Source organism: Centipeda flueggei ATCC 43531 (assembly GCF_000160695.1).
Lineage (GTDB): Bacteria > Bacillota > Negativicutes > Selenomonadales > Selenomonadaceae > Centipeda > Centipeda flueggei.
Genome location: NZ_GG694010.1, coordinates 135,422 through 149,299, shown reverse-complemented (window position 1 = coordinate 149,299; position 13,878 = coordinate 135,422). Strand labels below are relative to the sequence as shown.

The following is a 13,878-nucleotide window of genomic DNA, read 5'->3' as shown; positions in this document are numbered from 1 at the left end:
TTCACGTCTCCTTTTCGATAAAGAAATTGAAGAGGTGATGTGTAGATGAATGCCGGGAATCTTATGGCGGTATCGACCGCGGATGGAACGTCGGCCGGGACGGGTGTGCAGGGTGCACGCAATGTGTCGGCGGCCAGCCGTACGCAGACAGCCTCAGGGAAGAATACGTTCAGCGATACGATGGGCGCACTGCAGAAAAAGGGAATGACTGCCAATGCGACCAAGATCCAGACCAACAATGGTTCCGCTGATGCCGTGCAGGGTAAGCCTGCGGCGGCGCAGAACAACGGGTCTGCGCAGGACGCACAGGATGTGAAGAAAGCAGCGTCAGATTCCACAGAGAAGGGGAAGACTGATGCTTTAAAAGAAATCTCCGCAGAGGACAAGGATGCAGACACAAGTGCGGCGGCTGCTGTACTTGCGTCACTCCTGCAGGTGGATGTGAATGCGGCACTTGTGAACCACACGGGCGCGGAAGAAGAACTTCCCGCGGCATTGTCGGATATTCTCAAGCGCTACGATCTGACGGCGGATCAGCTTAGCGATGATAAGCTGCAGACAACGGTACAGAATCTTCTTCAGCAGATGCCCGAGGCAGGAGAGAAAAGCAAGAATTTCCTTTTGGCGCTTTCAGGGGAACCGCTTGCCTTGGAATCGACAGATTCCGCCCCTGTGCAGACTGCACCTGCTGCAGCGCTTGCGCGTCTCGTTGCACTTGATGCAGCGATGCCGGCACAGCTGCGGGCTGCGCTTCAGGATCAAATGACATCTGTGTCTGAGCCTGTTCCTTCCGTATCATCAGAACAGACGACGCAGAACGTGCAGCCGTCAGCCGTTCCTGCGGTACAGATGACGGCTGCCGCACAGCAGACGCTTGTGCAGGGGCAGGGAAAGCGTGCCGCTGATTTAGTCGGGGAGAATCTGACAACGAAGACCGTCGCTGAGCCGGTCAGCCCCCTTGATGTTCTTGCCCAGCGTACGATGCGTCATGACGCCATGCAGCAAAATATGGCAGAAGATGCACAGCAGGAACAACACCCAATGCAGAGTGAAGCACAGACCGATGCGCTGCGCGGCGGTGTGCCCTTTGAGACTGCAGTACGTGCAGCCGAAGCCCCGGCAGTCCAGCCAACACCGGCGCAAGTGATGTCGATGCAGGCTCCTGCGCAGCAGCCTGTGCAGGATGTGCAGGCTCCACCGGTTCCTGAAACTCCGCAGCGCCCACAGACGGATTACGAGATCCCGCGTCAGATTGTGGAGCAGGCACGCCTTCTGCGTACGATGACGGATACACAGATGGTCATTCGATTGAAGCCGGAGCATCTCGGTGAACTGACCCTGCGCGTTGCCGTCGGTGCTGACGGTGCCGTGCAGGCGTCCTTCCACAGTGATAATGCCCACGTGCGCAGCGTGATAGAGAATTCCCTCGTCCAGCTGCGGCAGGAACTGAACACGCAGGGGATCAAGGTTGATCGTGTCGGTGTTTATACTGGTCTTGCCGATGGGCAGATGCCGCAAGGGCAGGGCCAGGAAGCATGGCAGCAGCAGAGCAGTCGCGGAGAGGTACATTCCTATGCGAGTGGGGATGCCGATGACTATCTCGATGTGGATGCTGCTGAGGGAACTGCGCCGTCAACGACGCAGGAGAGCAGAGGAAATGTTGCCGCGGAAGGCGTAGACTATCGCGTCTGAGCAGGGTGAGGAGGAATTATTGTGGCTAGTACAAATCCTTTGAATACGATCAATGTCGGCGGTGTCGTTCAGAAGGTGTCCGACTATGAGAAGGCACAGAATCAGGCAAAGGCTGCCAGCAAGGATAACAGTGCACTTGGCAAGGACGCATTCCTGCAGCTGCTTGTAACGCAGATGCGCTACCAGGATCCCCTCAATCCGCAGGATAACGCCGAGTATCTTTCGCAGCTGGCGCAGTTCTCGGCACTTGAGCAGATGACGAACGTTTCCAAGGGGCTGGAGAAGGTCAGCAAGATCGTTGACAACATCGATTCTTCGGTGTTGATCGGTCAGCTCAGTTCGATGATTGGACAGCCAATTCAGTGGATTACAGAGACAAAGGGCAAAGATGGTGCTGTAACGAAGCAGAACTTTGAAGGCAAAGTTATCGGCGTGAGCATCACAGACGGTGCGCCGAGCATTATCGCCGATGTCAATGGACAGTCGCACAAGGTGCAGATCTCCGAAGTGGTGCGTGTCGGTCGGCTAAAAGCAGCTACGGCATAAAAAGTAATGATCAGGGGGCAGCATGGAGTCGTAGAGGCGTCATCCTGTCCTTTTCTTCTTGCATGATGAATATCCATCGCTTATAATGGGGGCGCGCAACATCCCAAGGGAATATGGGATGAAGAGAAGGAATGGAGGGATCCATAATGGCTATATCAGCCGTTGGAGGAGGCTTTGGTTCGAGCCTGTTTCAACAATCGAACCGTGAAATTCACCGCATTGGCGGTGAAGCGACACAGGCTAAGATGAACGAGGTCAAGGCGGTCACCGGCGACTCGAAATTTGGCTCCGGCACCAAAGCGGGGACAAGCAAATTTCAGCAGACACAGGATCATGTGATTCGCGTGGCGGAGCAGAGCACCTCGCGCGCAACGCAGCAGTCAGAACGCAATATGGATCCTGCTGCTCTCGGAACGAGTGCATTTCAGCGTTCGAACCGTTCGGCACAACAGATGGGGGCGCAGGCAACACAGGCCAAGATGGATGTGGTCAGATCCGTCATGAGCGACTCGAAGTTCGGTTCGAGTACGAAGGCGGGTACCAGTGAGTTCCAGCAGACACAGCGGACGATCGTGCGGACTGCCGAGCAAGTGTCCTCACGTGCCACACAGCAGACCGCGCAGAATTTGGATCCTGCGATGATCGGAACAAGCCGCTTTCAGCGTGCGCTTCGTGAGGCTCAGCAGAATGGTGCGCAGGCAACGAGTCAGCGCATGGAGCAGGCCAAGGCCGCCTATGCGGTCAGCCCACGTGCTCCTCAGAATGTCGGAAGCAATCTTGATATCAAGGCGTGAGCAAGATGATGGTGGACTGTTGTACGGAATCCTTCACTTCGTATGGCAGTCCTTATTTTTGTCTTGACAAGCTAGAATCCATCTGTTAATATAACATCTGTCGCAGTGATAGCGTGAAGTGAATATGGAGTGGTACTCAAGAGGCTGAAGAGGACGGTTTGCTAAATCGTTAGAGTGGGTAACCGCTGCGAGAGTTCGAATCTCTCCCACTCCGCCATTTTTATACCTGGCCTGCGTCGGGCTTTTTTAGTTTAAGGAGATGCTTTTATGGAGATGCAGGGAACGCCGCCGTCCTTTGTCGAACGATTCTTCAAAGTGCGTGAAAAGGGGTCGACCGTACGTACGGAATTGCTCGCAGGCGTGACCACATTCATTGCAATGGCGTATATTCTGTTTGTTAATCCCAATATTCTTGCAGATGCAGGAATTCCCAAAGAGGCAGCCATCGCTTCAACCATTTGGATTGCTGCACTCGCCTCTTTGGCAATGGGGGTATTTGCCAACTATCCTGTTGCCCTTGCACCTGGCATGGGACTGAATGCGTTCTTTGCCTATTATGTCTGTGGTGTTCTTGGACTGCACTGGACCGTTGCTCTGGGTGCGGTGTTCTTTTCAGGGGTTCTTTTCCTCATTCTGACGGTCGGCGGCATTCGTCAGGCGATCATCAATGCGGTGCCGCGTGATCTGAAGCTTGCCATTAGTGTCGGCATCGGACTTTTTATTGCCTTCATCGGTTTGAAGGGGACGGGGCTGATTGTGGAGAATTCCGCGACGTATGTCTCTCTGGGACACGTGACCGCTCCGACGACACTTCTTTCGCTCTTTGGACTCCTTTTTACGGCGGCGCTTATGGCACGTAATGTCCATGGATCAATCCTTATCGGCATCTTTGTAACGACACTCCTTGCGATGGCACTTGGCATGACGCCGGCACCGCAGGGGATTACGGATGTGGTGAGCACCTCGCTCCCCCATATGGGGGAGACGTTCGGTCAGCTCGATCTGGTGGGCGCATGGCACTACGGTCTCATCTCGATCATCTTTACGTTCACCGTGGTAGAGTTGTTCGATAATATGGGGACACTGATTGGTCTGACAACAAAGGCGAAAATGATTCGTCCTGATGGGCATATCGAAAATATTGACAAGGCACTGACAACGGATGCTGTCGGCACGATGGTTTCTGCTGTGTTTGGAACATCGACGGTCACATCCTACATTGAGAGTGCTGCCGGAATTACTGCCGGCGGGCGAACGGGATTGACGGCTGTGGCGGCAGGTGTGCTTTTCCTTGCTGCACTGCTCTTTACCCCGCTGATCGGCTTGGTGCCGGCGTTTGCGACAGCACCTGCCCTCATTCTTGTCGGCGCACTGCTTATGTCCGAGGTCGGGAAAATCGATTTTTCCGACTTCACGAATGCACTGCCTGCGTTTCTCACAATTATCATGATGCCGCTTACGTCGAGTATTGCCAACGGCTTTGCGTTCGGATTTATCAGCTATACCATCATGAAACTCTTTGCCGGACAGTATAAGAAGGTCAGTTGGATTATGTATCTCGTTTCAATCGCATTCCTTATCAATCTGGCGCTGCGTTCGTGATCTGTCAGAAGGAGGCAGCTGTGCGTATGAGGTACCGACTTTCACTTTTCGTGAGTCTGCTTCTTTTGACTTCCGTCTTTCTTGGCGGCTGTACGGGAGCCTTTCGCGGTGCCCCGGCAGAGCAAGCGGCGCAGCAGGGCTCAATTACCGTTAAGATGCTTGATGTCGGTCAGGGGGATGCCATCCTCATTCAGACCGAGACGCAGAATGTCCTCATTGACACGGGCGATCTGGACGAACGGGATAAGCTTCGTGCCGAACTGGACAAGGCCGGGGTCAAAAAAATCGATGCGGTGATCCTGACACATCCCCATGCCGATCACATCGGCGGGATGGAGATGCTGATCGATACGTATCCCATCGGCATGGTCTATGACAATGGGATGCCGTCAACGTCGCGCGTCTACATTGGCTATATGAAACAACTGAAGGCGAAGGGGATTGCACGCAAGGGACTCTGTACGGGGGATCGCGTGGATCTCGGCGGCGGAGCGGTATTTGAGGTGCTCGCTCCATCGGCATCGCTTGTTCAGCAGGGCAGTGTCAAGGGCTATAAGCACGATCCGAACAACGAGTCCGTCGTCGGACGTCTTGTCTTTGGCGATTTCTCCATGATGTTTACGGGCGATGCAGAAAAGAAAGAGGAGCAGGACGTCCTTGCCGGCGGGCAGGGAGAGGTGCAGAGCACCGTCCTCAAGGCAGGGCATCATGGCAGTAAGACCTCCTCCTCGGCAGATTTCCTGCGTGCCGTCCGTCCTGCGGCGGTACTCATTTCCTGCGGCGTGAACAACGACTATGGTCACCCGCATAAGGAAACGATGAAAAAGTACCATGCCATGGATCTGGATATTTATGTGACGGCGGAGAATGGCACCATTACACTCACGAGCGATGGCAAGGACTACCATATTACGCCGGAGAGAGGAGAGAAACAATGATTTCTGCGTATCTGGATCGGTTCGAAGGAGATCTTGCCGTGCTTCTCCTCGGAGATTCCATGGTCAAGGTGAATTTTCCGCGTGCGTTCCTGCCGAATGATGCGGCAGAGGGCGACTATCTGAAGCTGGCGATAGAGCGCGACGCGGCGGCAACGGATGCCGCTGAGGATGAGGCACTGGAGCTGCTGAAAGGCTGAATGGGGGGCGAGATTGGCATTGACGATCGATAACAGGGGTCATCTGTGGATGCGACCGCTGCTTGCCGCAGCGGTTTTTGTCTGCCTGCTGTTTCTCCTCGGCGGAATGGGAGAGGCGCGAAGCGGCGGCACACATCGCGTTACGGGCATTGAAAGCCATGCGGTGGAGGTGGACGGACGCGCAGCCCAGCGCATTGAAATCACCGTAAAGAAGCCGGGACTGCACTACGCTCCATCGGAGCGGTATCATGCGGACCATCAGCTGCTGGTCGAGCTGGAGGACGTTGCGTTGGATGAGCATCTTCCGCATGAGATCGCCTTGGATGGAGCGGTGCTGCAGCGGCTTGTCGTTATTCCGCGCGAGAATCATCGTGCGGCACTACGAATCTATGCAGGGCATGATCTCCGCGGTGCGGATGCCTATCGTATGTATACCGTACCAGGGGAAGGCCGCGCCAAAAATACGGAACGCCTTGTCATCGACATCTTTGCGGATGTCGATGACACGCTCAGCAGAGCGGTCATGGGACATACGGTGGTCATTGATCCCGGACATGGCGGCAGTGATTCAGGGGCAATCGGTCCTTCAGGCGTATGTGAAAAGGATGTGGCACTTGCCGTTGCAGCGCGTACGAAGGAGCTTTTGACCAAGGCTGGTGCACACGTTATTATGACACGAACCGACGATGTTGATGTCGCCTATGCGGGCAGTTCGGCATCACGTGAGCTGCAGGCACGCGTAGATGTGGGGGCGGCTCATGAGGAGGCGGAGCTTTTCCTTTCGGTGCACTGCAATTCGTTTTCCAATCCAGATGCCAACGGGATGGAGACCTACTACTATCCGAAGACAGATGAGGATGAGCGCTTTGCTGTGCTGCTGAATGAGGAACTCGCGGCGGCCGGCGGTCTCTATAACCGCGGGGTAAAGGATGCGCGGTTCTATGTCCTGCGGCACTCCGCGATACCTGCTTCCCTCGTGGAGCTTGGTTTCATTTCGAATCCGGAGGAGGAGAAACTGCTGGCGGATGCTGCCTATCAGGAGACGCTGGCACAGGCACTCTTTCGTGCAGTTGCGCGCTATTTTGAGTAATGGGGAGAGAATCTGAAATGTTTATGTGCTCGAAACTTATCATACGAATGCTTGGCATGCTTTTGTGTATTGTTCTCCTTCTTGCTGCCGGCTGTGCGGATGAGAAGAAGTCTGCTCCGCCGACCGCTGAGCCGCAGGCGGCACAGACTGCCAGTACAGAGAATCATCCTGTCAATGACACCAAGGAAATGAAGGTTCGTGTCTACTTCCCGAAAAATGACGGTATGGGGCTCGCTGCAGTCAGCCGTACGGTGAAGATCGACAAGGAGGATAAGTATACGGCTGCCTTGAAGTCACTGCTTACAGGGACGACGGAGAAGGGGCAGACGAATATTATCCCGAAGCAAACAAAGCTGCGCAGTGTCACGGTAAACAACGGCACGGCTGTGGCAGATTTCTCTAAGGAAATGCAGACAAATTTCAATGGCGGATCGACGGGAGAGGAGATGCTTATTGGCTCGATTGTCAATACACTTACGGATTTCCCGGAGGTAACGAAGGTGCGTATTCGGATCGAAGGGAGAGATGTAGAGACTCTTTCAGGACACATGGATCTCTCCGACCCACTCCCGCGTATGACGGAGCTACTGAAATAGCTGTGCTTGTCATTTTTGGCGTTTTGTGATAGGATACAAGTACAATGGCGGAGGATGCTCTCTTTGCATGCCCGCAGATCGGAGGGTGCAGCGCGCTCTCAAAGGAAAAAGCAGGAGGTTGTTTCATACAATGAAGGTTACGGCGGAGCATGGTGAGAACCGCGAGGTCACGCTGACGATTGAAGTGGAGCAGGAAAAGCTGGAGAATGCAACGGACGGTGCGGCCAAGCGTATCGCAGGACGTGTGAATATTCCGGGATTCCGTAAGGGAAAGGCCCCCCGCAAGATCGTCGAGAATTTTGTCGGGAAGGAAGCCATCCTTCAGGAGGCATTTGAGGCTGTTGCCCAGAAGGCGTTTGATGAGGCACTGAAGGAGCAGGATATGGAGCCTGTGACGCGCCCTGAGATCGACATTGTAACGCTTGAAGAGGGCAAGAATGTCGTGTTTACGGCGAAGTTTACCCAGCGCCCCGAGGTTACGCTTGGCGAATATAAGGGACTCAAGGTTGAAAAGCCTGAGGCATCGGTTTCTGAGGAAGACATTGATCGTCAGATTGAGGGAATGCGCCAGCATCAGGGCACACTCATCGATGCCCCCGCAGATGCCGCTGTCAAAAAGGACGACTTCATCACGCTCGATTTCGATGGCTTTGTAGACGGTGTGCCGTTCGAGGGCGGCAAGGGCGAAGACTACCCGCTCCAGATCGGTTCAGGTTCCTTTATCCCGGGGTTTGAGGATCAGCTCATCGGCGCGAAGGTCGGTGAGGAGCGTGAGGTGAACGTCACGTTCCCCGAGGACTACCATGCGGAGAATCTCAAGGGCAAGGCGGCCGCCTTCAAGTGCACGGTGCGCAGCATCAAGTCGCGCGAACTGCCAGAGCTGGACGATGCGTTTGCCAAGAAGGCGAGCAAGTTCGATACGCTGGCGGAGCTGCGTGAGGACATCCGCAAGAACCTTCAGGAAAGTGCGGCGCGTCGGGCGGAGAATGAGCGCCGCACGAAGGCGATTGACATGGCAACGGACAACTGCACGATGGAGATCCCGCCGGTGATGGTTGAGAACCGCATCACGGCGATGATTCAGGAGATGGCGATGCGCCTTGAGCAGCAGGGGATGAGCCTCGAGCAGTATCTTCAGTACGCAGGTCTTGATATGGCGCGCATCCGTGATGAGTACCGCGAGACGGCAGAGAAGAATGTGCGCACTGACCTCATGCTCGAGGAGGTGGCAAAGGCAGAGGATATCAAGGTCGATGGAAGGGATCTTGATCAGGAAGTCTATGCCATGGCGCTTTCCTATGGCGCAACACCAAAGCAGGTTCAGAAGATCATCAAGGAACAGGGGCGCGTCAGTGATCTTGCTGCGACGGTTCTGCGCAAGAAAACGGCGCAGTTTATCGTGGACAATATCACGGAGTAAGAAAGCTCCTGCGGGGAGGAACATATGAGTTACTATGTACCGATGGTGGTGGAGAACTCCGGACGCGGGGAGCGTGCCTATGACATATACTCCCGCCTGCTGAAGGAGCGTATCATCTTCCTTGGTGGTCCGATTGATGACAGCGTTGCCAACGTCATTGTTGCGCAGATGCTCTTTTTGGAGTCAGAGGATCCCGATAAGGATATCCACCTTTACATCAACAGCCCCGGCGGTGTTGTCACGGCAGGACTGGCGATCTATGATACCATGCAGTATATCAAGCCGGATGTCTCCACGATCTGTGTTGGACAGGCGGCGAGCATGGGCTCGATTCTCTTGACGGCGGGTGCAAAGGGAAAACGCTATGCCCTCCCGCATGCCCGTATTATGATCCATCAGCCGCTTGGAGGAGCACAGGGACAGTCGACGGACATTCAGATCCAGGCGAAGGAGATCCTGCGTCTGCGTGAAGTCGGCAATGAGATCCTGGCACGTCATACAGGGCAGGATACTGCAAAGATCAACATTGATACGGAACGCGACAACTTCATGTCGGCGGAGGAGGCAAAAGAATACGGCCTCATTGATGAGGTTGTCCTCCGACCAAAGGATACATCTGCTGACAGCAAGGCCTGAGGGGGTGTCATGCGATGAAATTTGGCGCGGATGATAAGGGACAGCTCAAATGCTCGTTTTGCGGAAAGACACAGGAGCAGGTGCGCAAGCTTGTCGCGGGGCCGGGGGTCTATATATGCGACGAGTGCATTGAACTCTGCAATGAGATCATCGCAGAGGAATTTGGCGACGAAGTTGATGTCGGTCTGAAAGAAATTCCGAAGCCAAAGGAGATTCGGCATATCCTCGATCAATATGTGATCGGACAGGATGAAGCAAAGAAATCATTGTCGGTTGCGGTCTATAATCATTATAAGCGGATTCATGCAGGACAAGGGAAAAATGAGGACGTGGAACTGCGTAAGTCGAATGTTCTCATGATTGGCCCCACTGGCAGCGGCAAGACCCTGCTGGCGCAGACACTGGCACGCATCCTGAATGTGCCGTTTGCCATCGCCGATGCAACCTCTCTCACGGAGGCAGGCTATGTCGGCGAGGATGTCGAGAACATTCTGCTGAAGCTGATCCAGGCGGCAGACTACGACATCGAAAAAGCACAGCGCGGTATCATCTACATTGATGAAATCGATAAGATTGCGCGAAAATCGGAAAATCCCTCGATTACACGGGATGTTTCCGGCGAGGGCGTTCAGCAGGCGCTTCTCAAGATCCTTGAGGGGACGACGGCATCGGTACCGCCGCAGGGGGGGCGAAAGCATCCCCAGCAGGAACTGCTGCAGATTGATACGACGAATATTCTTTTCATTTGCGGCGGATCATTTGATGGCCTTGAGGAGATCATCGAGTCTCGTCTTGGCAAGAAGCAGATGGGATTCGGGGCAGAGGTGCGCTCAAGGAGGCGCGTCAAAATTGGTGCGTCACTCAGCAAAATCATTCCAGAAGATTTGATGAAAAACGGGCTGATTCCCGAGTTCATTGGACGTCTTCCTGTGGTTGTTACACTGAACTCACTCGATGAGGATGCCCTTGTCCGCATCCTGACGGAACCGAAGAATGCGCTTATTAAGCAGTTTCAGAAGCTCCTTGAATTGGACGGCGTACGTCTCACCTTTGAGGATGAGGCACTGCACCTTATCGCGAAGGAAGCACTTACGCATAAGACGGGGGCGCGCGGACTGCGTTCCATCGTTGAGAACATCATGCGGAATGTTATGTATGAAGTGCCGTCAATTCACGGTGTGACAGCATGTCAGGTCACAAAGGATGTTATCATCAACCATAGTGACCCCATCTTAACCATTGATGGTACAGGAGCACAGAAAATGGCGGCTGCAAATTAGCATCATATTTTTGGAAGGAGCCTGCATTGCGGTGCTCCTTTGTTTTTTATTAGTGAGACCATAGACGGAAGGAACGACCATGTCTGAGAAACAAACACTACCGCTGCTCCCCCTGCGTGGGCTGGTGGTCTATCCGCATATGATGGTTAACCTGGATGTGGGACGTGATCGCTCTGTTGCGGCGATTGAGGCGGCTATTGCGGGTGACAGCCGCATTCTTGTCGTCTCACAGAAGGAACCGGAGCTTGACGAACCAACTGCTGCAGATCTTTATGATGTCGGCACAGTTGCCGAAATTCGTCAGTTTCTGCGGATGCCGGAAGGTGTCTTGCGGATTCTGGTTGATGGGCAGCAGCGTGCAGAGATCCTCTCCGTTCGTGAGGGTGAGACCTATGCGGAGGCGGAGGTCAATGTGGTTGAGGAGGAGAACCCGGATGTGCCGCAGACAAAAGATATGGAGGCACTTGTTCACGGTGTGACAAGTAAATTTGAGGAATGGGTGAAGCTCTCTCACAAGATTCCCCCTGAGGCACTTGTTTCGATCTCCATTATAGAAGATATGGGACGGCTCGCGGATATCATTGCCAGTCATCTGAGCCTGAAACATGAGGTGCGGCAGGATATCCTTGCCACCATTGATGTGCGCGCACGTCTGCATCGCCTCTATGAGGTACTCGTCTATGAGCTGGATATCATGGGGATCGAGCAGAAGATCAACCGTCGTGTCCGTAAGCAGATGGACAAGGTTCAGCGTGATTTTTATCTGCGTGAGCAGATAAAGGCAATCCATAAGGAACTCGGCGACGATGTGGATAAGTCCGCCGATGTGGACCGTTACCGTACAGCTCTCGCGGAGGGGGCGTTTCCCGATGCCGTACGCGAGACCATCGAGCGTGAGATTCACCGTCTCGACGTCAGCCCTGCGATGAGTGCCGAGGTCGGTGTGATCCGCAGTTATCTGGACTGCCTGATCGCGCTGCCGTGGATGCACACAACCAAAGAGACGGTCGATATGACCGCAGCACGCTCTGTGCTCGAACGAGACCACTACGGACTCGAAAAGATCAAGGAGCGCATCCTCGACTACCTTGCTGTGCGTCAGCTGGCACCGGAGCAGAATGCCCCCATCCTCTGCTTCGTCGGTGCGCCCGGTGTCGGCAAGACGTCGCTCGGAGCATCGATTGCCCGTGCGATGGGGAGGGAGTTCATCCGCATCTCACTCGGCGGCATCCGTGATGAGGCGGAGATTCGCGGGCATCGCCGTACCTATGTCGGCGCGATGCCGGGCCGCATCATCGAGGGGATTCGCCGTGCGGGAACGAAGAACCCCGTCTTTCTCCTGGACGAGGTGGACAAGATCGCCATGGACTTTCATGGTGATCCCTCCGCCGCCCTGCTGGAGGTTCTTGACCCTGCACAGAACTGCACGTTCAGCGATCACTTTGTGGAGCTGCCGTTTGACCTCTCACAGGTGTTCTGGATCGTCACGGCAAATCATCCCGCACGTATTCCCGCACCGCTGCGTGACCGTATGGAGATCCTGAATCTCTCGAGTTATACGGAGATGGAGAAGGTCGAGATAGCACGGCAGCATCTCCTGCCGCGCCAGCGCATTCAGAACGGGTTGAAGGCAAAGGACATCCGCATCAGTGCAGGCGTCTATCCTGCGCTCATCCGCTCCTATACGCGCGAGGCGGGGGTGCGCGAGCTGGAGCGCGTTGTGGGGCAGCTTTGCCGCAAGACGGCGCGGCGCATCGTCGAAGGGGAGACACCGCCCATCGCTGTGACGAAGGCGAACCTTACGGAGTTCATGGAACGCCCGAAGTACCATGCGGCGCGGCAGGAGAAAAAACCGCTCGTCGGCGTCGTCACGGGGCTCGCGTGGACGGAGGTCGGCGGCGACGTGCTGCGGACGGAGGTCAACATTCTGCGCGGGAAGGGAAAACTTATCCTCACGGGGCAGCTTGGCGACGTGATGCAGGAGTCGGCACAGGCGGCGCTCTCCTATGTGCGCAGCCGTGCGGATGCACTCCATCTGGCGGAGAACTTCTACGAGACGGACGACATACACATCCATCTGCCCGAGGGAGCGATTCCGAAGGACGGCCCCTCGGCCGGCATCACCATGGCAACGGCGATGATTTCTGCGCTCACGGGGCGCAAGGTGCGCTCCGATGTTGCCATGACGGGGGAGATCACGCTGCGCGGGAATGTCCTGCCGATCGGCGGGCTGAAGGAGAAGACGCTCGCTGCCTATCGCGAGGGGATGCATACCATCGTCCTTCCGCAGGAGAACGAACGCGATATTGAGGATATTCCCGATGCGGTGCGCGCGTCACTCGAGTTTGTGCCTGTAGCGCACATGGACGAGGTGCTGAAAGTCGCGCTGTATAATTAGGGAAGCCAGGAGGTGCAGTATGTCCGAGCCAGTTGTCATTACAAAGGCTGCCTATCTTGCCTCTGCGGTACGGCGCGATCAATACCCCGAGGAACAGTGCCCTGCGGCTGCATTCATCGGGCGCTCCAATGTCGGGAAGTCGTCCCTCATCAACTCCCTGACACGCATTCGCCAGCTTGCCCATGTATCGGGGAAACCGGGGAAGACACAGACGATCAACTTCTATGAGCTGCTGATGCGCATCGATGGAGGTGAAGAACGCCATCCCGTGCATCTGGTCGATCTGCCGGGTTATGGTTATGCCAAGGCGGCGCGTGAGAGCCGAAATACATGGGCAAAGTTTATTGAGGAGTACTTCCTCCATGCAGAGAATCTGCACTTTGTCGCTCTCCTGCTCGATATCCGTCATGCGCCCATGACCTCTGACTGCAAAATGTTTGACTGGCTTGTGGCGCATGATATACCCGTGCTGGTTATCGCCACGAAGGCGGATAAGCTTGGGCGTACGGCGCGGCAAAAACAGCTGTCGCTGATGCGCAGGACACTCGGCGTCCCCGATCTTTCGATTCTGCCGTACTCCGTGCCTAAAAACGAGGGGCGCACAGAACTCCTTGACGTGATGAAGGAATATCTGTTAGAATAGGCACACAGAGAAGTGAATCGCATTCATCTTTTTGTTCCTGTGTCCT

At 55.1% G+C, this 13,878-nt stretch carries 13 protein-coding genes and 1 tRNA gene; all 14 read left to right on the top strand.

Features of this window, described 5'->3' with window-relative positions; genetic code table 11:
* Nucleotides 1-45 precede the first annotated feature (45 nt).
* The 14 genes from HMPREF0908_RS10060 to yihA all read left to right on the top strand — a co-directional run bounded on the left by HMPREF0908_RS10060 (nucleotide 46) and on the right by yihA (nucleotide 13,832).
* The gene (locus HMPREF0908_RS10060; RefSeq protein WP_006691390.1) at nucleotides 46-1,692 is read left to right on the top strand and encodes a flagellar hook-length control protein FliK; all 1,647 of its coding nucleotides are present in this window, start codon (nucleotides 46-48) and stop codon (nucleotides 1,690-1,692) included.
* Between the two features lie 21 nt (nucleotides 1,693-1,713).
* Nucleotides 1,714-2,238: a flagellar hook assembly protein FlgD gene (locus tag HMPREF0908_RS10055; protein WP_040572732.1), complete on the top strand. Its 525-nt coding sequence runs from the start codon at nucleotides 1,714-1,716 to the stop codon at nucleotides 2,236-2,238.
* Between the two features lie 146 nt (nucleotides 2,239-2,384).
* Nucleotides 2,385-3,032: a hypothetical protein gene (locus HMPREF0908_RS10050; protein ID WP_245522951.1), complete on the top strand. Its 648-nt coding sequence runs from the start codon at nucleotides 2,385-2,387 to the stop codon at nucleotides 3,030-3,032.
* Nucleotides 3,033-3,158: 126 nt separating this feature from the next.
* Nucleotides 3,159-3,249: transfer RNA gene (locus HMPREF0908_RS10045), tRNA-Ser, on the top strand.
* A gap of 50 nt (nucleotides 3,250-3,299) precedes the next feature.
* Complete coding sequence (locus HMPREF0908_RS10040; protein WP_006691387.1) at nucleotides 3,300-4,634, top strand: NCS2 family permease; 1,335 nt, start codon at nucleotides 3,300-3,302, stop codon at nucleotides 4,632-4,634.
* A 26-nt stretch (nucleotides 4,635-4,660) separates the two neighbouring features.
* A complete protein-coding gene (locus HMPREF0908_RS10035) occupies nucleotides 4,661-5,572 on the top strand; it encodes a ComEC/Rec2 family competence protein (protein ID WP_040572731.1) in 912 nt (303 codons plus the stop codon).
* Nucleotides 5,569-5,769, top strand: coding sequence for a DUF3006 domain-containing protein (locus HMPREF0908_RS10030; protein WP_006691385.1), 201 nt, complete (start codon nucleotides 5,569-5,571; stop codon nucleotides 5,767-5,769). The genes HMPREF0908_RS10035 and HMPREF0908_RS10030 overlap by 4 nt, the downstream gene beginning before the upstream one ends.
* A gap of 49 nt (nucleotides 5,770-5,818) precedes the next feature.
* The gene (locus tag HMPREF0908_RS10025; RefSeq protein ID WP_006691384.1) at nucleotides 5,819-6,859 is read left to right on the top strand and encodes an N-acetylmuramoyl-L-alanine amidase family protein; all 1,041 of its coding nucleotides are present in this window, start codon (nucleotides 5,819-5,821) and stop codon (nucleotides 6,857-6,859) included.
* Nucleotides 6,860-6,915: 56 nt separating this feature from the next.
* Nucleotides 6,916-7,455 carry a GerMN domain-containing protein gene (locus HMPREF0908_RS10020; RefSeq protein WP_245522950.1) on the top strand — a complete coding sequence of 180 codons (540 nt, stop codon included), beginning with the start codon at nucleotides 6,916-6,918 and terminating at the stop codon, nucleotides 7,453-7,455.
* 130 nt (nucleotides 7,456-7,585) lie between these two features.
* Nucleotides 7,586-8,875: a trigger factor gene (gene tig / locus HMPREF0908_RS10015; RefSeq protein ID WP_040572729.1), complete on the top strand. Its 1,290-nt coding sequence runs from the start codon at nucleotides 7,586-7,588 to the stop codon at nucleotides 8,873-8,875.
* Between the two features lie 24 nt (nucleotides 8,876-8,899).
* Nucleotides 8,900-9,511, top strand: a complete 612-nt coding sequence (clpP, locus tag HMPREF0908_RS10010; RefSeq protein WP_040572728.1) for an ATP-dependent Clp endopeptidase proteolytic subunit ClpP — start codon at nucleotides 8,900-8,902, stop codon at nucleotides 9,509-9,511.
* Nucleotides 9,512-9,525: 14 nt separating this feature from the next.
* Complete coding sequence (gene clpX, locus HMPREF0908_RS10005) at nucleotides 9,526-10,791, top strand: ATP-dependent Clp protease ATP-binding subunit ClpX (protein ID WP_006691380.1); 1,266 nt, start codon at nucleotides 9,526-9,528, stop codon at nucleotides 10,789-10,791.
* Nucleotides 10,792-10,870: 79 nt separating this feature from the next.
* Nucleotides 10,871-13,189: an endopeptidase La gene (lon, locus tag HMPREF0908_RS10000; protein WP_006691379.1), complete on the top strand. Its 2,319-nt coding sequence runs from the start codon at nucleotides 10,871-10,873 to the stop codon at nucleotides 13,187-13,189.
* Nucleotides 13,190-13,208: 19 nt separating this feature from the next.
* Complete coding sequence (gene yihA, locus HMPREF0908_RS09995; protein WP_006691378.1) at nucleotides 13,209-13,832, top strand: ribosome biogenesis GTP-binding protein YihA/YsxC; 624 nt, start codon at nucleotides 13,209-13,211, stop codon at nucleotides 13,830-13,832.
* Nucleotides 13,833-13,878 lie beyond the last annotated feature (46 nt).